Here is a 16,056-nt window from a genome sequence, read left to right on the forward strand (position 1 = left end):
TCGCGGCACTCGGCACTGACCCCTTGCTGACCTTCTCCAAGACGAGCCCCAAGCGCAAGTCGTGGCCCCAGTGGGGACAATCGACAGGCGCGATCACCCTATGTAGCTGCTTGGCGATCGAGCCTCGAAGTCAACCTGATAGACTTTTGAAATGGGCGGCATAAAATTCGCTTTTCTGCTTTCAATGAAAGCAACGCGAAATGGCCGAAGAACGCGCCCAACGCCGCCTTGCCGCCATATTGGCTGCCGACGTGGTGGGCTACAGTCGACTTCTGGACCTGGACGAGCAAGGAACGTTGGCCGCTTTAAGGAGGACGAGGAAGGAAATCCTCGAACCACTCGTCCGCGACCGTCATGGCCGTATTGTGAAAGTAATGGGTGATGGCGTTCTGGTCGAGTTCGGAAGCGCGGTGAACGCCGTGTCATGCGCCGTGGACCTTCAGAAGCGGATGGCGGCCGCAAACGAGGGTGTGACCGCCGACCGGAGAATCTACCTGCATATCGGCATCAATCTGGGCGATGTCGTTGTCGAGGACGGCGATCTGTTCGGCGACGGCGTCATTGTCGCAGTGCGGCTCCAGGCAATGGCCGGGGCAGGAGATGTCTGTGTGTCCGGCAGCGTCTACGACCAAGTCAAGCGGAAGCTCGATTGCGGCTTCGACGAACTTGGTCCGCAAGCGATCAAGAACGTCACCGAACCAGTGTCTGTCTACCGGATCCGGCTGTCGACCGCATCGGACGATGGCGGGCTCGCGGAGAAAGCGCCTCTGCAGCTCCCCGCCAAGCCCTCCATTGCCGTCCTGCCCTTTACGAACATGAGCAATGATCCGGAGCAGGAGGCATTTGTCGATGGCCTCACCGAAGACTTGATCACGGATCTGTCGAGGACAAGCGAGTTGTTCGTCATCGCCAGCAACTCGGCATTTGCATACAAAGGCAGGCACGTGGATGTGCGTCGCATCGCGCGAGAACTGGGAGTTCGCCATCTTCTTGAAGGTAGTGCACGGCGGGCCGCTGGACGGGTTCGTATCAACGCCCAACTGATCGACGCGATCGCGGGTGACCACCTTTGGGCCGAAAGATTCGACCGGAGCCTAGAAGATATCTTCGCCGTTCAGGACGAGGTGACCGGCAAGATTGTCGAGGCTCTGGTTGGCCGCCTGACCACCGCGCCGGCGCGCAACAGACCGAGCAACCTGGAGGCCTATGATCTCTGTGTGCGTGCCCGGGCCCTTGGCCTGCAAACGGCGCTCACCGCGAAAGAGGCCATTTTGCTGCTGAACCGGGCAATCGCGCTCGACCCGGAATACGCGGAGGCGCACCGTTGGCTGGCACTCAACCTCTGGCTGGGCTGGGAGTTCTGGGACGAACCGATGGACCCCAACCGCGCAAGAGCGCTCGCCGAAGCACAGCTGGCGGTCGAACTCGACCCGAACGACGCCGGGAACAGATGGGTATTGGGCGTCATACTGGGACATGAGAGTCGCTGGGTGGAATCGGATGCCGAATTCGATGCTGCCCACGAGCTGGACCCCAACCACGCCGACGCTTGGGCGATGCGGGCCGAGTTGACGACTGAAAAGGGGCGACCTGCCGAAGCCATAGAGCAGGTCCGCAGGGCACTGCGACTCAACCCTCACCCGCCCGGTTGGTATTACTGGATGTTGGGCCAGGCCCAATATGCCATGGGCGACTACGAATCCGCGATCCAAACGCTGCGCAGGCCCGAAACCTATCGCACGACTTCACGACGCCTGCTTGCAGCAAGCCTTGCGCAACTTGGCCGTTTGGAGGAAGCGCGCTGGGAGGCGAAAATGTTCATGATAAGCAATCCGCACTTCACTATCCGGCACTGGTCGGATTCGCAGCCATTCCCAGCCGAAGACGTGCGCCGGCATATCGTGGAAGGTTATCGCATGGCGGGGCTGCCAGAATGACTGTCATTGGTTATACCTTCGGCCTGCTGTCGACAGGCGTCCCAAGGCTGCCGCAGCAGCGAACATTTTGGTCTTCTGACGGAACGAAATTCGCCATATCGTGCGTTTGTTTCGCCTCATGGTGTGCTTGAACATGGCCAGTGAAGACTTTCGGCACCGGATAGCGCGACGCGAGGACCTCGCCTCCATGATTGCGCTCATGGATGCAGCGATCTCCGAACTCCAGAAACCGTTTCTCGACGATGACCAGATCCGATCCAGCCGCGCAATCATGGGGCTGGACACGCAGCTTGTCGATGATGGCACCTATTTCGTCGTGGAGCACGCCGGCGTCCTGGCAGGCTGCGGTGGCTGGAGCCGGCGCACGACCATGTATGGTGGTGATCAGTCACCGGGACGCAACGCGGCACTGCTTGATCCAGCCACGGACGCGGCGCGTATCAGAGCCATGTATACGCATCCGGACTTTGTCCGGCGAGGCGTCGGCCGCCTTATCCTTTCGCTGTGTGAACGTGCCGCTAAGGCTGAGGGCTTCCGCCGTGCCGATCTGGCAGCCACGATGGCAGGAGAGCCGCTCTATCGAGCCTGCGGCTACCAACCCGCCGAGAAATTCGTCGATGACCGTGGCGGCGCTCCGGTTCCGATCCTGATGATGAGCAAGACGCTCTGAGCTACGCTCAAAGGCCACTCGCTCGCGGCCGGCACTCGCTCCGGCCAGTATGGCAGGAGGAGGATGCTGGAGATTGAACCAGGCCATCTCGAACGAAACAGTACTTCGCCTGTACTTCCGCTCCATGGTCGAGTCGCGACCGACGTGGGGGTTTTCGGGAACGTCTCGAGATGGCGCATGTGGTCGGGTGGCGCGTTGAGTTTAACCGGATCAAACGACCATCCGCTTCGGGTCCGCATCAGGTCGTAGCGAGAACGAGCGCAATGCTGAAGCGCCATGATTGTCAGCAAATGGCGCTCTGTGCTCATTCCCGCCGACTAATTCAAACGGCAAGTTCCGCCCATCTGGGCCATTGGCGGCAGCCAGTCTGATTGAGTTTTGACCCTAATCCTCAAACGCCGCCCTCAGCGTTTCGAACGTCGCAAACACGCCCAATGCAGCGCCCTCGGGATTCTTGGTCGGTGGCAGAGCTTCAGCTATCCGGCGCACCAAGGTCGTCTCAGAACCGGCTGGAGCGTTCTTTCGGCTGAGGCGACTTCAAGCCGTGACAGGAGCATTCCGGATCAGCGGGAAGTCGCGCGGCGGTCTCCAGCGCGACCCGCGAGGCTGTCATGGAGAGACTGGGCAGCACGTCCTCCTGCAGCAATTTCTGGCGATTGCGATCCATATAGTCGTTGAAGCCCGCCGTCACGAATGCGCAAGGCACGAAACACGCGCCGATCTCGCGCGACAAGGTCGCCTCAGGGGCGATGGAATGGTTGAGGACATCCGCACCCATGCCCCGATACGCCAAGGCTTCGGCTGGCGTTGTCAGTCGGGGCCCATAACAATGGGCAGCCACCAACTGCTGTTCGATGCCGTAAACGCGGCATTCGGCTGGCCAATGACGGCGGGCCGTTTCGACCAGAACCGCCGCACATCTTGGACACACGATTTGCTTGCCCGAACAGTCAAAGCTCTGGCGGTCAGGAAGCAGTGAAAACGGGGTCTGCGTCAGTTCAATGATGTCGGCGGTCACCACCATGTCGCCCGGCTGGATCGCCTTGTTGACGGCGCCTACAGTCGAGCAGGCGAGAACTTGCCGTACACCCGCCCGCATCAATACCCAGAACGCGCGGCGATGGCAGGAATGGTCGATACGGTCGCGGGGATTGCCGTGCGAATACATGCACAACGCACGTTTTGCTCTCCCTTCGGCTGTGATGGACGCATCGAACTCGAGCAGCTTCCAGTTGTCGGTACGACCGAAAGGCGTTTCAAAACTCATGTCGCGCCGCAACGTGCGCACACCATCGAATTCGACATCTTCCGGGAAGGCAAGCCCCCAGTTTGCCGACCCGGTGATGATGGCCAACCCTACCTGAGGGATGTCCGTCGAATGATCCGTCAGATCGTCGGCTGCATGGTGATTGGTGGGCATGTTTCCAGTCTCGGTCAGGATTTTTGGCGAAGGGTCACAATCAGGACCACGGCCACGACGATGACGGTCCACAATGTCGAGATCGCCGCAATGGTCGGATCGATCTGATCGCGCAGCGACAGGAACATAAGCTTCGGCATCGTGCTGTTGCGACCGCTTGCGATGAAGATCGAAATCACAGACTCGTCGAGCGAAGTCAGGAACGCCATCAATGTCGCCGACAGCAAGCTGATCCGAAGTTGCGGAACGATTATTCCGCCAATGGCTCTGGCCCAGTTTGCACCGAGGCTGCGCGCCGCCTGGACCTGGTTCCAGTCAAAGCGGGCGAGAGCCGGCAGCAACACAATGCAGGCGACCGGAACGGCCAGCACCACATGTCCGACCAGCACACCGAATAGCGTTCCGATCAGATGTTGTGCAGCCAAGACAAAGAAGAGACCGATCGCAAGCAGGATACCCGGGGTGATCGAGGGGGTTAGCAGGACGCTCTGGATGATCGCAGCGGTTTTTCCGCCCAGCCGATTCATTGAAATGCAGGCGAGCAGCGCAAACGGCACCGCGATCAACGCCGTCAATGTCCCAAGGATCAAACTCGTTCTGAGCGCAGCCATCCACGTTGCCGAGCCGAAGAAGTTCTCATACCAACGCAACGAGTAGGCGTGCGGCGGAAACTCGAGGAGATTCGACGCCGAAAAGGAAAGCGGCACCACCACGAGCGTTGGCAGCATCAGAAATGCCATGACAAGAGCGGCAAAGCTCCAGAGCAAAATGCGGGCGAGCCTGTTTTGCGGATAGGCTTCAAGCATGGGGGGCTTCCACTGTGTTCTGGGCCACCAGGCGGCGTGCCGCCAGCAACATCACACCGATCAGCGCCATAAGAACGAGGAGCAGAATGCCCAGGACGCTCGCCGACCCCCAGTCCTGAAAGGTCGATAGTGTACGCTCGATCCGGGTAGAGAGAGGATTTACCTTGCCGCCGCCAAGCACCGCCGGCGTGATGAAAAAACCTATGGCGTAGATGAGGACGATGATCGAACCCGAGAAGATGCCGCCCGCCGATAGCGGCAAAATGACCGTGCGGATGACCTGCCTGAGAGTGGCTCCCATGCTCGCCGCCGCGCGAATGAGATTTGGGTCGATATCGCGCATCGCAGCATAAACCGGCAGCAGAAAGAGCGGCAGCATGTAGTGCACCATGCCGATGAGCGTTCCGGTGAAGTTGTAGACCAGCGGCAATGGCTCCGCCGTCAGGCCTGAACCGGTCAAAGCCGCGTTGATCAGGCCATCGCGCCGCAAGAGCACGAGCCAACCATAGGTACGCACCAGAATGGAGGTCCACAGCGGCAGCATGACGAACGCCATCAGCACGTTGGCCACCCTTGGTCTGACGCTGGCCAGAGCCAGCGCCAGGGGGGTGCCGAGAAGAATGCAGGCCGCCAGCGTACCCAGGGACAGTTCGAGGGTCGTGACGAGCGCCGACCATGTCAGTCCGCTTGAAAGGACCTTCTGGTAATTGCCCACGGTGTACTCACCCGCGGTGGTCAGGAAGGACTGCCGGATGATCCAAAGGATGGGCAGTATCGCCGCCAGCCCAACGATGAACAGCGCCGGGAGCGAAAGTGAAAGAAAAAACCGCCGCTCGCGCCGTGCATCCGCAGCGAGCGCCGGATCCCGGACGACGGTCACGCCGTCGCTCCCGGTATGGCGTGAACCTTCGCTGCTGGTGCATATGCGGTCATCCGCTGACCGGCGGCAAGCTCGGCGCAGCCGCCGGCCAGCGCTGCCGGAATGCAGACAAGAACCTCTTGCCCACCGTCAAGCGCCAGCGTCAAAAGCCAGTTTTCGCCGCGGAACGCTTTGGCGCGCAGTATTCCTTCGAGAGCCACTCCGTTTCCCCCGACGAGCTTCGCATCAAGATGGAAGCTTTCGGCGCGGATCATCAGAGTTTCGCGTGATGGTTCGGCGCCGTCGATTCTGCGTGCTGAGCCTGGCGCCACAATGTTAGCCTCGCCCATGAACTCCGCGACGAAGCGGGTCGATGGACGATCATAAATTCGCTGCGGCGTATCTATCTGCTGGATGCGGCCAGAGTTCATCACCGCAATCCGGTCAGACATAATCAGCGCTTCGCGCTGGTCATGGGTCACATAGATTGTGGTGATCCTTAGATGATCATGCAGGCGCCGGATCTCATACTGCATGGTCTCGCGCAGATTCTTGTCGAGCGCCGACAGCGGCTCGTCCATCAACATCACGCGCGGTTCGAAGACGATAGCCCGCGCCAATGCCACCCGTTGACGTTGGCCGCCGGATAGTGCGGCAACATTGCGCTCCGCCAGGCCATCCAGCTTCACGCGGGCCAAGGTATCAAGCGCCCGCTGACGCGCCTCCGCTCTCGGTATCTTGCGCAGCACCAGCGGATACGCGACGTTCGCCAGGACATTCATGTGGGGAAACAGGGCGTAATTCTGGAATACTATGCCAATGTCTCGTTTGTTGGGCGGCAGGCGGGTGATGTCTCGATCGCCCAAGAGAAGTTTACCGGAATCCGGCCGGACAAAACCGGCCAGAGCCATGAGTAACGTGGTCTTGCCCGATCCCGATGGCCCTAGCAGCGTGAGGAATTCGCCAGCCTGAATGTCGAGCGAAACATCATCCAGTGCGACGTAGGATCCATAAGCCTTGTGCACGCTTTCGATGGTGATCGCGAGCGACTTCATCATGTGCTCCAGCCTTAAGGCGCGTCGCCTTCGACCGGCCTCACGCGACACGCTTTAGGTTCTTGTTTTCATGCATGTTGTTGTCGCAAAACCGCTGCACACTTTTGCGCGATATGCATTAGAGCTGAGAGTCAGCGGGCCATCATTTCATCGAAGGCTCTTTGGGCAGCCTCGCCATTCTTGACCCACCATTCTGAATTCGAAAACACCGACGTGCCAGCATTTTCAGGCGCGGTCGCAAGGGTCTTCAGACGGTCCTCGGGAATAAGGCCACCCTCATATGCCGCAGGATTGACTGGGCCGTAGGCAATGAAATCGGTCAGCTTCGCAACTCGCGCAGGCTGCGTCATCGCTGCGATGAGCTTCATCGCGGCTTCCTTGTTCGGCGCTCCCTTCGGCACCCCAAGGCAGTCCGTGCCGATGACCGAACCCTTGAACGTGTAGTCAGCCGCGCCGCCATCTGCTTTCACGGTTTGAGCCCGTCCGTTCCAGGTAATGACCAAATCCGCCTCACCATCTTTCAGCAACTGCGCGGACTGAGCTCCCGAGGTCCACCACACGGCGACATTTGGTTTGATCGCTTCAAGCCGGTTGATGGCGCGCTCTAGCCCTTCCGGCGTGCTGAGCACGGAATAGACGTCCGCGGGTGCCACGCCATCGGAGAGAAGCGCGATCTCGATCGAGTCTTGCGCATTGGCGCGCAACGCGCGCCGGCCAGAAAATTTGGCAACATCCCAGAATTCCGCCCACGTCTTCGGCGGGTTCTGGCCATAGGTCTTGGTGTTCCACGACATGACGGTGCCGTAGGAGTCGAACGGATAGCAGTAGTCGGACTTCGCACCCTCCGGCACGGATTTCGGATCGATGATCTTGTAGTCGAGTGGCTCAAGCAGCGATTGTGCGGCCGCCTGGGCACCTTCCGGTGAGCCCAGGTGAATGACGTCGGTCGTGACCGCACCCGATGTGACCTGCATCTTCAAGGCGGCTAGGCCGTCGCTTAGGGTCTCCTCGCGGACATCATAGCCGAGCTCTTTTGCAGCAGGCCCCCACATGGCTTCCTTCATGGCGTTGCCATAATCGCCACCTGCGGTCGTGATGGTGACTGTTTGCGCATGGACGGGCAAGGCAGCCGAGATTGCGAATGCTGTTAAGGAAATGCGTAGCCAGGACATAGGTTCTCCTCCCCAACTTTATCCAAATGTCGCTCAAAAGTGCCATTATTTTGTAATCGTAACGTTACGATTGCATCTGAATGCGCTGGAGTCAAGCTGCTTCCTGCGGGAGTTTGGATTGACCGGGATGTCGAATCCGGTAACGTTGGCGGTCAGCAAAATCAGCCGGCGCTTTCGCAAACGAAGTCGGGCGAACAATGGCCAATCTAAAGCAGATCGCGGCGGAACTTTCCCTCTCGGTGACCACGGTATCCCGCGCTCTGAAGGATGGGCCGGAAGTGCAGCCCTCGACCATAGCCCGCGTCAAGGAGGCGGCTAAGCGGGTCGGCTATTTACCAAATCATCATGGTCGCGCGCTCAAAACCGGTCGAACGCAGACGCTGACGGCAGTACTCCCGATGGAGACACGAGATCATCTGTCCGATCTGTTGAAGCTTCCTTTAATCGAAGGCATGACGTTGGCGGCGCGGCAAGCCGGTTATAGTCTGTCCATCTATTCCACCACTCCCGACGACGATCCCGTCGAGAGTGTGGAGCGGCAGCTCCAGGCGCGCAGCGCAGACGGCCTGATCATCACACGCCTGGTGTCGGCTGATCCGCGCGTCAAGCTGCTGCTGGATAAACGCATGCCATTCGTCGCGTTTGGAAGAACCGACCTGGATATCGCGTATCCTTATGTCGATGTCGACAATGAACAGATTGCCTACGAGGCGACCCGGCGGCTCATGGATAAGGGCTGTCGACGCATTGCGCTGCAACTTCTCGTTCCGGAGGACCAAGCGAGTGCCATGCGTCTTTCCGGGTATGGAAGGGCAATGGCCGAGGCCGGTATTCCGATCGACCAATCGCTGATCGGTCATGGCATGTTCACCATGGAATCGAGCGCAGGCTGGTTCGATCGCTTGCTGGCGTCATCAGATCCGCCGACGGGCTTGGCGTGCGCCAACGAACTGGGCCTTCTGGGAGCGTTGCACGCCCTCGGCAAGCGGGGTCTTACACCAGGCCGCGACGTCCACATCGTCACCCGTGACAGCACGCGGCTGGCACGTTTCCTGCCGGCAAAGATCGGAGTTCATTCCGTGGATATGGCGGGTGTTGGACGCAAACTTATCGAAGTCCTGGAGAGCCGGATCATCAATCCGCTTGGGCCGGTGGAGACAGTCTTGGTGCAAGGCAGATTCGAGCCGGCCGAATAGTCCGGGCTGCCGTCAGGGGGCCACCTCGTCTTGAACCGGCCGGATCAGCGCCTTTGCGGCAGCTGCTCCCGCTGCAAGGATGCGATCCGACAATTCCGTCCCTTCCAGGGCGCGGGCCAGTTGAAGCGCGCCGATGAGCGTTGCAAACACACCCAACGCAACGCCCTCTGGATCATTGGTCGGCGGCAGAGCGTCGGCTATCTGACGCACCAGGGATTGGGCGCGTTCGGCATAGAGGGCCCGCGTTTCAGGCGGCTGCCGCGCTATTTCCGGCAGTAGCGCGGCCGAAGCGCAGCCCTTTCCAGGATTGTCCCGGTGCTCGGCCGATAGATATGCCCCTATGGCCATTTCCGGACCGCCGGCGGCCAACGCTTCCTGCACTTGCTGCGACTGCGCGTCCAGGGCCGCCGCCACGCTTTCACGGACGAGCTCCGCCTTGGACTGAAAGTGCGGATAGAAGGCCCCGTTCGTCAGCCCGGCGTCGCTCATGATGGTCGCCAGCCCGGACGCCGCGATGCCGTCAGATCGAAAACGTTCGGCGGCGACCTCCATGATCCGGCTGCGTGACGCGTCTTTTCGGCCCTTTTCGTAGCGCATGTCTTCTTTCCTGCCCTGCTATTGCATTATGCTCATAATCTGATATTACGACCATAATTCAATTCGTGGAAATAAGCTAGACCTCTCGAACCTGGAACATCAAAAATGAATGGGAATTCTGAAAAAACCGCAATCGTGACCGGAGCCTCCTCGGGCATTGGCCGCGCCAGCGCCGAGGCCTTGGCGCGGGCGGGGTTCACTGTCTTTGGCACAAGTCGCCGCAAGACCAGTAATGGCCCGGAAGGGGTGACCATGCTGGCATGCGACGTGACCGATGATGCGGCCGTCACTGCGCTCGTTGCCACCGTGCTCGCGCAGACCGGCCGGATCGATCTCCTGGTCAACAATGCCGGTGTCGGCCTGCTAGGGGGTGCCGAGGAATCCTCGGTCGCACAGGTACAAGCCCTGTTCGACGTCAATCTGTTCGGCGTCATGCGGATGACCAACGCAGTGTTGCCGTCGATGCGGCGGCGCGGCCAAGGGCGCATCATCAATATCGGCTCCATTCTGGGATTGGTACCCGCGCCATACTCAGCGCATTATTCGGCAGTCAAGCACGCGCTCGAAGGCTATTCGGAATCGCTCGACCACGAGGTGCGCGCCTTCAACGTCCGCGTTTCCGTCATCGAGCCGGCATTCGTCCGCACCGTCTTCGACCAGAACGGCATCGAGCCGGATTCGCTGTTGAAGGAATACGATCGGGCTCGAGCCGGGCTCAAGGCGTTGCTGGGCGATGTGATGCCGATAGCCGATCGGCCGGAAGTGGTGGCGAATGTGGTCGTCAAGGCGGCGACCGATGCCCGTCCGCGACGGCGTTACACCGCTGGCAAGGCAGCGCGCCAGGTCAGCCTGCTGCGCCGCTTTGCCCCCGCGGGGATGTTCGACAAGAGCCTGCGCAAGCAGTTCCGCTTGCCGGTCTGAACAACAGAGCCAGGGGATTTCGCGCATATGCGACTAGCAACCACAACACATTTGGTCAGGCCCTTGTGCGCAAACTCATCCTGGCTGGCAAGGGGCCGGCCGGTGGCGAAGGCATCGACAAGGTGACGCCGCTGACGATCGTGGACATGATCAAGGGCGCGCTGACTTTGCGGGATCCGAAATACTATCTCTTCTTCACAACGACGCCGAATGGGCGCCGCGCCGCAAACGCATTTCTGCAACGGCTGAAAGAGCGCCGGTCCAACCGGGACAAGGCGGTATCGCTGAGCGCCTTCGGCGCGCAACTCAAGGCGATCAAGGCCTACGGACTCCAGGCGCCGCAAGACCTGAGCGCTATCCGCATTCCCACTTTGGTTGCGAATGGCGACCAGGACAGGATGGTGCCGAGCAGCAATACCTACGATCTCGCCGGGCGTATCCCAGGGGCGCATCTGGTTATCTATCCGGATGCCGGGCATGGCGGGGTAGTTCAGAACTACGCCGATTTCGTCCCGAAAGCCCTGTCCTTCCTCGAGGCTGAGGTCTTGCCGCAGGGCGGCCATGCAACTGAAAACGTTCGGCTTGTTTTGTCGCGGAACACCAACAGACATTCTTAGAAAGTAACTGCCATGAAGGCATTCGTTGTCGATAAATATAATAAAAAGGGCCTTCTGCGGCTGGCCGAAATGCCGGAGCCGCAGCTCCAGGACAGCGATGTCCTGGTCGAGGTTCATGCCGCAGGGGTGAACCTGCTCGATTCCAAGGTCAGAACCGGAGAATTCAAGCTCATCCTGCCCTATCGCCGGCCCTTCATCCTGGGCCATGACGTGGCTGGGAAGGTTATCCGCGTGGGATCGAAAGTCCGCAAGTTCAAGGCCGGCGACGATGTCTATGCGCGGCCGCGCGATGGCCGGATTGGGACATTCGCCGAGTTCATCGCCATGGATGAAGCCGATGTGGCCTTGAAGCCTGAGAATCTCAGCATGGAAGAGGCGGCCTCGATTCCCCTGGTCGGTCTCACCGCCTGGCAGACGCTTATCGACAGGGCAAACCTGAAGAAGGGACAGAAGGTCTTCATCCAGGCTGGTTCCGGGGGCGTGGGAACATTCGCTATTCAGTTGGCCAAGCACCTCGGCGCGACCGTTGCGACAACCGCGAGCGCGTCGAGTGCCGATCTGGTGAAAAGTCTCGGCGCCGATGTTGTCGTCGACTACAGGCAAGAAGACTTCGAGAAGGTTCTGTCGTGCTACAAGGTTCTGTCGGGCTACGATGTCGTCTTGAACAGCCAGGACGCCAAGACGCTCGAAAAATCCCTGAGCGTGCTGAAACCGGGTGGCAAGCTCATCTCCATCTCGGGTCCACCGGATTCCGAGTTTGCCAGGGAAAAGGGACTGAATTTTATGCTGAGGCTGGTGCTGCGCTTCCTGAGCCGCGGAATTCGGGCCAAAGCCAAGCGCCGTGCCGTGCAGTTTTCGTTCCTTTTCATGTGGGCGCAGGGCGATCAGCTGAGCAAAATCACCTCCCTAATCGAATCCGGCGCGATCCGCCCGGTTCTGGATCGGGTCTTTCCATTCGAAGCGACCAATGAGGCTCTGGCCTATGTCGAAACAGGACGCGCCAAGGGCAAGGTCGTCATCAAGGTCAGATAGCAGTTGCCTCGAACGCAGCCCTGAGCGTCTCGAACGGCGCCAGGGCGCCGCGCACCTGTACGACGGCGGCGGCGACGCGATGGGCGCGCTGCACCGCCTCAGTCGGCGCATGGCCGGCAAGGCGGGCGGCGAGATAGGCGCCATTGAAGGAGTCGCCGGCGCCGGTGGTGTCGACCGGGGTGGCGACGTGTACCGCCGGCACGGTTTGCAAGGTTCCGTTTTGCGCGATCAGCGCCGGTTCCTCGCCGTTCTTGACGACGACCTCGCCGACCAGCTTTCGCAGCCGTTCGGCTGTTTCCTGCGGTGTCGTATCACCAAACAGCATCTGTTCGTCGGGAAAGGTGGGTAGCGCGATGTCGGCGACGGCGAGCGCCTCGAGGATCGCGGCCTGCGCTTCCTCGCTTTGGCGCCACAGCCGCGGCCGGTAATTGGGATCGAAGGCGATCAGCGAGCCGGCCGCGCGCGCCTTGGCCATGGCCGTCAGCAGTACCTTGCGCGCACCCTCGTCGAGGATTGCCAAAGTGATTCCGGAAAAATAGACCAGCGCCTGGTTTTCAAGGCTTTTCTGTAAAGCGGCTGGGTCCGAAGCCAACTGCCTCGCGGCCGCATCGGCCCGCCAATAGGTGAACGAACGTTCGGCGCCGGTCAGCGTGATCGCATAGAGGCCGGGGCGGGCGCCCGCTATCACCGGGCTGGCGCCGACGCCGATGCCGTTTTCGGCGAGGAATTTGATCTGGTCGCCCGAGAACGGGTCGTCGCCGAAGGCCGAGACATAGGTCGCCGGCCGCTCGCCGCTCAAGGCATGCAGCGCCCATAAAGTGTTGAACGTGTCGCCGGCAAAGCCCATGCGCCAGTTCGGCCCGGCCTGGCCCGAAAGCTCGAGCATGCACTCGCCGATCGAGGCGACGCCGTTTCCTGCCATGAAGTACTCCTCCATCCGTGCAATTGCGGTGCTGTAGCTTTTTGCGGCCGGCAGCGCCATGCTTGGCGACGGCGGATTCTTGCGCTGGGCGCGATTTCCCACAGGGGCGTGGGACGCGATCTGCCCAGCGAATCGTTATCCGCAGAACAGGAATGGGTTTGGCATCGTTATGGCGTTATCTTCTTGGAGGCTTCGGCCTGGCTGCCTTGCTCGCCGGTGTGCTGGCCGTCGTCTATCTGACGGCGCCGCATGCGCCGCAACCAAGCTCGGACGTCGGCCGTTCAAGGACGACGGCGAACAAGCTGTTCGTGGCGACTTTCGAGCCCGAGAAAGGCGTCATCCGGCAGGGCGAACTGGAGTCCTGGCTGCTCACATTGAAAACCGTCGAGGGTGCGCCGGTGGAAGGTGCTGCGATAACGATTTCCGGCGGCATGCCGCAGCACAAGCACGGTCTGCCGACCAGCCCGCAGGCGACCGATTACCTCGGCGCAGGACGCTATCGCATCGACGGCGTGAAATTCACGATGAGCGGGTGGTGGCAGTTGCATTTTGCTATTTCCGCCGCGGCCGGTTCGGACACTGTCGTCTTCAACGTGGTGCTGTGAGCCATAGATGAGCCGGTTTTCCAGTCTTCTCGCGTTGGTGATGGTGGCCGTGCTCGCCGGCTGCGGCAGGCCGGAGTTTTCCGACGCCGAGAAGCAAACCGTCGCCTCATTGACGCTGTCCAAGCTGCCGCCGCTGAAGCCCGACACGACCAATCGCTTTGCCGACGTGCCGGCCGCCGCGGCACTCGGTTCGACGCTGTTCTTCGACACCGGGATGAGCGGCGGCGGCACCGTATCCTGCTCGACCTGCCACAAGATCGACCGCCAGTTCCAGGACGACCTGCCGCAAGCGGTCGGCGTCGGCCGCACCAACCGGCGTACCATGCCGCTGGCCGGCGTCGCGCATGATCCCTGGTTCTTCTGGGACGGGCGGCGCGACAGCCTGTGGGCGCAAGCACTGACGCCGCTCGAAAATCCGCTGGAGCACGCCGGCAACCGCGCCGCCTTCGCGCATTACATCAAGGCCCGTTTCGGCGAGCGCTACGAGCGCATCTTCGGGCCGCTGCCGGACCTTTCGGGTGTGCCGGCCAATGCCAGCCCGCTCGGCACCGATGCCGAGAGGGCGGCCTGGAACGCCATGCCGGAGGCGCAAGCCGAGGAGGTCAATCGCGTCTTTGCCAATATCGGCAAGGCGATCGCCGCCTTCGAGCGCTCGATCGCGCCGCCGCAGACACGCTTCGACCGTTTTGCTACCGATCTTGCGGTGGGCGCCGAGCCGCAAGGCGACGCCGTCTTTTCGCCGGAGGAAATCCTCGGCCTGAAGCTGTTCATCGGCAAGGGCAATTGCGTGACCTGCCACAATGGCCCGCGTTTTACCGACGGCAGTTTTCACAACACCGGCGTGCCGCCTGTCGCGGGCCTGCCGCCGGATCGCGGCCGCGTCGACGCGGTGGCGCAGGTCGAGGCCGATCCGTTCAACTGTTTCGGCACCTTTCGCGACGGTGATGCCAGCGCCTGCCGCGAGTTGCGCTTCATGGTCAAGGCCGGGCCGGAACTCATTCGTGGGTATAAGACGCCGTCGCTGCGCGGTGCCGCCACCCGGCCGCCCTACATGCATGCCGGGCAGTTTTCCTCGCTGGACGAAGTGGTGGCGCATTATTCCAAGGCGCCGGCCAGTGTCGAAGGTGTATCCGAGATCCACCCGCTGCAGCTTTCGGACCGCGAACGCGCGGCTCTGGTGGCGTTTTTGAAGACGCTGGCGGAGTGAGGCCGGGTTTGTGTGCGACAAGAGCGGACCACCGTCTTGGGCCGCCAAATAACGTTGACACGATGCAGGGTCGCTGCTCACGATAACCAAGGCGCAAAGTGCGATACCTCAGGCTGTGGGAGGATAAAATGCAGCCACTTGAAATCGACGCCAAGCCTCAACCTGTTTCAATTGACCCCGCCAAGACCGCAGTTCTCGTCGTGGACATGCAGAATGACTTCGGCTCGAAAGGCGGGATGTTCGACAGAGCCGGAATCGACATTTCCGGGATTCAGCGGGCTGTCCGCCCCACCGCCCATCGCGTCGGATGCACCCAGGAGCAATCATGACGCCTCGATTACGCTCGTGCAGATACTCTTTGGATGGACATCGACGTCCGACCATTTCCTGAGGGCGATCGAGGAGCAATTTCAGGAGCGTCTTGAACGAGCCGGATGAGCTGACGAGATATCAGTGAGCGCCTACCGATCCTTCACCGTCTCCATCGCCACGAAGGTCGAGGTCTGGGCGACGTGCGGCAAGGCCGAGATGCGTTCGCCGAGCACGCGCCGGTAGGCGGCGATGTCGGTGGTGCGGACCTTCAGCAGATAGTCGAAGCTCGATGCCATCATGTGGCACTGCTCGATCTCCGGCACCGTCTGCACGGCGCGGTTGAAGGCGTCGAGCGCGGCCGAGCGGGTGTCGGACAGTTTCACCTGGACGAAGGCGACATGGCCTTCGCCCATGCGCTCGCGGTCGACGATCGCCTGGTAGCCCCTGATAAAGCCGTCCTTCTCCAGCCGCTTCACCCGCGCCTGCACCGGCGTCTTCGACAGGCCGACTTTTGCCGCCAGTTCTGACATGGAAAGCCGGCCGTTGCTGCCCAGGGCCGACAGGATGTTTCTGTCGATGCGGTCCAATTGGTCTTCTGCCATCGGATTCCTGGTCGAATTGGAGGTGATTGGCCATAATGATAGATCAATCGACCTGTCCTGTCGATTTCTTTGGACCGGACGAAATCCCTACTTATGTTAGCTTGCGCCATTCGGTCCGGTGACCGC

General features: G+C 60.9%; 16 protein-coding genes and 1 pseudogene. 9 read left to right on the forward strand and 8 right to left on the reverse strand.

Annotation, left to right across the window (positions count from 1 at the left end; all coding sequences use genetic code 11):
* Window positions 1-200 precede the first annotated feature (200 nt).
* Window positions 201-1,937, forward strand: a complete 1,737-nt coding sequence (locus NKH05_RS16465) for an adenylate/guanylate cyclase domain-containing protein (RefSeq protein ID WP_023719984.1) — start codon at window positions 201-203, stop codon at window positions 1,935-1,937.
* A gap of 187 nt (window positions 1,938-2,124) precedes the next feature.
* Window positions 2,125-2,607 carry a GNAT family N-acetyltransferase gene (locus NKH05_RS16470; protein WP_245278622.1) on the forward strand — a complete coding sequence of 161 codons (483 nt, stop codon included), beginning with the start codon at window positions 2,125-2,127 and terminating at the stop codon, window positions 2,605-2,607.
* A gap of 499 nt (window positions 2,608-3,106) precedes the next feature.
* Here the strand turns inward: NKH05_RS16470 and NKH05_RS16475 are convergent, their stop codons facing one another.
* The 5 genes from NKH05_RS16475 to NKH05_RS16495 all read right to left on the reverse strand — a co-directional run bounded on the left by NKH05_RS16475 (window position 3,107) and on the right by NKH05_RS16495 (window position 7,871).
* On the reverse strand, window positions 3,107-4,027 hold the full coding sequence (locus tag NKH05_RS16475; RefSeq protein WP_023719986.1) for a phosphorylase family protein: 921 nt from the start codon (window positions 4,025-4,027) through the stop codon (window positions 3,107-3,109).
* Window positions 4,028-4,041: 14 nt separating this feature from the next.
* The gene (locus tag NKH05_RS16480) at window positions 4,042-4,833 is read right to left on the reverse strand and encodes an ABC transporter permease (RefSeq protein ID WP_023719987.1); all 792 of its coding nucleotides are present in this window, start codon (window positions 4,831-4,833) and stop codon (window positions 4,042-4,044) included.
* The gene (locus tag NKH05_RS16485) at window positions 4,826-5,713 is read right to left on the reverse strand and encodes an ABC transporter permease (protein WP_023719988.1); all 888 of its coding nucleotides are present in this window, start codon (window positions 5,711-5,713) and stop codon (window positions 4,826-4,828) included. Before NKH05_RS16485 ends, NKH05_RS16480 begins: the two co-directional genes overlap by 8 nt.
* Entirely contained in the window at window positions 5,710-6,747 is a 1,038-nt protein-coding gene (locus NKH05_RS16490; RefSeq protein WP_023719989.1) for an ABC transporter ATP-binding protein, read from the reverse strand. The genes NKH05_RS16485 and NKH05_RS16490 overlap by 4 nt, the downstream gene beginning before the upstream one ends.
* A gap of 131 nt (window positions 6,748-6,878) precedes the next feature.
* Window positions 6,879-7,871 (reverse strand): ABC transporter substrate-binding protein, encoded by a 993-nt coding sequence (locus NKH05_RS16495; protein ID WP_352715141.1) that lies wholly within the window; start codon window positions 7,869-7,871, stop codon window positions 6,879-6,881.
* Window positions 7,872-8,116: 245 nt separating this feature from the next.
* Between NKH05_RS16495 and NKH05_RS16500 the strand changes: the two genes are divergently transcribed.
* A complete protein-coding gene (locus NKH05_RS16500) occupies window positions 8,117-9,115 on the forward strand; it encodes a LacI family DNA-binding transcriptional regulator (protein ID WP_023719991.1) in 999 nt (332 codons plus the stop codon).
* Between the two features lie 12 nt (window positions 9,116-9,127).
* Here the strand turns inward: NKH05_RS16500 and NKH05_RS16505 are convergent, their stop codons facing one another.
* Window positions 9,128-9,712, reverse strand: coding sequence for a TetR/AcrR family transcriptional regulator (locus tag NKH05_RS16505; protein ID WP_023719992.1), 585 nt, complete (start codon window positions 9,710-9,712; stop codon window positions 9,128-9,130).
* A gap of 105 nt (window positions 9,713-9,817) precedes the next feature.
* Between NKH05_RS16505 and NKH05_RS16510 the strand changes: the two genes are divergently transcribed.
* The 3 genes and pseudogenes from NKH05_RS16510 to NKH05_RS16520 all read left to right on the forward strand — a co-directional run bounded on the left by NKH05_RS16510 (window position 9,818) and on the right by NKH05_RS16520 (window position 12,282).
* Entirely contained in the window at window positions 9,818-10,633 is an 816-nt protein-coding gene (locus NKH05_RS16510; protein WP_352495973.1) for an oxidoreductase, read from the forward strand.
* A 62-nt stretch (window positions 10,634-10,695) separates the two neighbouring features.
* Window positions 10,696-11,172, forward strand: a pseudogene (locus tag NKH05_RS16515) (alpha/beta fold hydrolase); the annotation flags it as partial.
* Window positions 11,173-11,262: 90 nt separating this feature from the next.
* A complete protein-coding gene (locus tag NKH05_RS16520; RefSeq protein WP_353025760.1) occupies window positions 11,263-12,282 on the forward strand; it encodes an NADP-dependent oxidoreductase in 1,020 nt (339 codons plus the stop codon).
* Here NKH05_RS16520 and NKH05_RS16525 read toward each other — a convergent pair.
* A complete protein-coding gene (locus tag NKH05_RS16525; RefSeq protein WP_352856302.1) occupies window positions 12,275-13,204 on the reverse strand; it encodes a sugar kinase in 930 nt (309 codons plus the stop codon). The genes NKH05_RS16520 and NKH05_RS16525 overlap by 8 nt on opposite strands.
* A gap of 158 nt (window positions 13,205-13,362) precedes the next feature.
* Here NKH05_RS16525 and NKH05_RS16530 point away from each other — a divergent pair, with 158 nt between their 5' ends.
* The 3 genes from NKH05_RS16530 to NKH05_RS16540 all read left to right on the forward strand — a co-directional run bounded on the left by NKH05_RS16530 (window position 13,363) and on the right by NKH05_RS16540 (window position 15,345).
* Window positions 13,363-13,809, forward strand: coding sequence for a FixH family protein (locus NKH05_RS16530; protein WP_352590225.1), 447 nt, complete (start codon window positions 13,363-13,365; stop codon window positions 13,807-13,809).
* A gap of 7 nt (window positions 13,810-13,816) precedes the next feature.
* On the forward strand, window positions 13,817-15,016 hold the full coding sequence (locus NKH05_RS16535; RefSeq protein WP_352590205.1) for a cytochrome-c peroxidase: 1,200 nt from the start codon (window positions 13,817-13,819) through the stop codon (window positions 15,014-15,016).
* A 128-nt stretch (window positions 15,017-15,144) separates the two neighbouring features.
* Window positions 15,145-15,345: a hypothetical protein gene (locus NKH05_RS16540; RefSeq protein WP_031194293.1), complete on the forward strand. Its 201-nt coding sequence runs from the start codon at window positions 15,145-15,147 to the stop codon at window positions 15,343-15,345.
* A 132-nt stretch (window positions 15,346-15,477) separates the two neighbouring features.
* Here the strand turns inward: NKH05_RS16540 and NKH05_RS16545 are convergent, their stop codons facing one another.
* Window positions 15,478-15,930: an Lrp/AsnC family transcriptional regulator gene (locus NKH05_RS16545; protein WP_023720000.1), complete on the reverse strand. Its 453-nt coding sequence runs from the start codon at window positions 15,928-15,930 to the stop codon at window positions 15,478-15,480.
* Between the last annotated feature and the right edge of the window lie 126 nt (window positions 15,931-16,056).

Origin of the sequence: Mesorhizobium sp. M1399 (assembly GCF_040317735.1) — a bacterium.
In the GTDB taxonomy this organism is placed as follows: Bacteria; Pseudomonadota; Alphaproteobacteria; order Rhizobiales; family Rhizobiaceae; genus Mesorhizobium.

Excerpts from the sequence above, each read along its gene's own strand:
- NKH05_RS16540 (WP_031194293.1), top strand. The coding sequence starts at position 15,145 with ATGCAGCCACTTGAAATCGACGCCAAGCCTCAACCTGTTTCAATTGAC.
- NKH05_RS16490 (WP_023719989.1), bottom strand. The coding sequence starts at position 6,747 with ATGAAGTCGCTCGCGATCACCATCGAAAGCGTGCACAAGGCTTATGGA.
- NKH05_RS16505 (WP_023719992.1), bottom strand. The coding sequence starts at position 9,712 with ATGCGCTACGAAAAGGGCCGAAAAGACGCGTCACGCAGCCGGATCATG.
- NKH05_RS16500 (WP_023719991.1), top strand. The coding sequence starts at position 8,117 with ATGGCCAATCTAAAGCAGATCGCGGCGGAACTTTCCCTCTCGGTGACC.
- NKH05_RS16520 (WP_353025760.1), top strand. The coding sequence starts at position 11,263 with ATGAAGGCATTCGTTGTCGATAAATATAATAAAAAGGGCCTTCTGCGG.
- NKH05_RS16535 (WP_352590205.1), top strand. The coding sequence starts at position 13,817 with ATGAGCCGGTTTTCCAGTCTTCTCGCGTTGGTGATGGTGGCCGTGCTC.
- NKH05_RS16510 (WP_352495973.1), top strand. The coding sequence starts at position 9,818 with ATGAATGGGAATTCTGAAAAAACCGCAATCGTGACCGGAGCCTCCTCG.
- NKH05_RS16470 (WP_245278622.1), top strand. The coding sequence starts at position 2,125 with ATGATTGCGCTCATGGATGCAGCGATCTCCGAACTCCAGAAACCGTTT.
- NKH05_RS16475 (WP_023719986.1), bottom strand. The coding sequence starts at position 4,027 with ATGCCCACCAATCACCATGCAGCCGACGATCTGACGGATCATTCGACG.
- NKH05_RS16525 (WP_352856302.1), bottom strand. The coding sequence starts at position 13,204 with ATGGCAGGAAACGGCGTCGCCTCGATCGGCGAGTGCATGCTCGAGCTT.
- NKH05_RS16465 (WP_023719984.1), top strand. The coding sequence starts at position 201 with ATGGCCGAAGAACGCGCCCAACGCCGCCTTGCCGCCATATTGGCTGCC.
- NKH05_RS16480 (WP_023719987.1), bottom strand. The coding sequence starts at position 4,833 with ATGCTTGAAGCCTATCCGCAAAACAGGCTCGCCCGCATTTTGCTCTGG.
- NKH05_RS16545 (WP_023720000.1), bottom strand. The coding sequence starts at position 15,930 with ATGGCAGAAGACCAATTGGACCGCATCGACAGAAACATCCTGTCGGCC.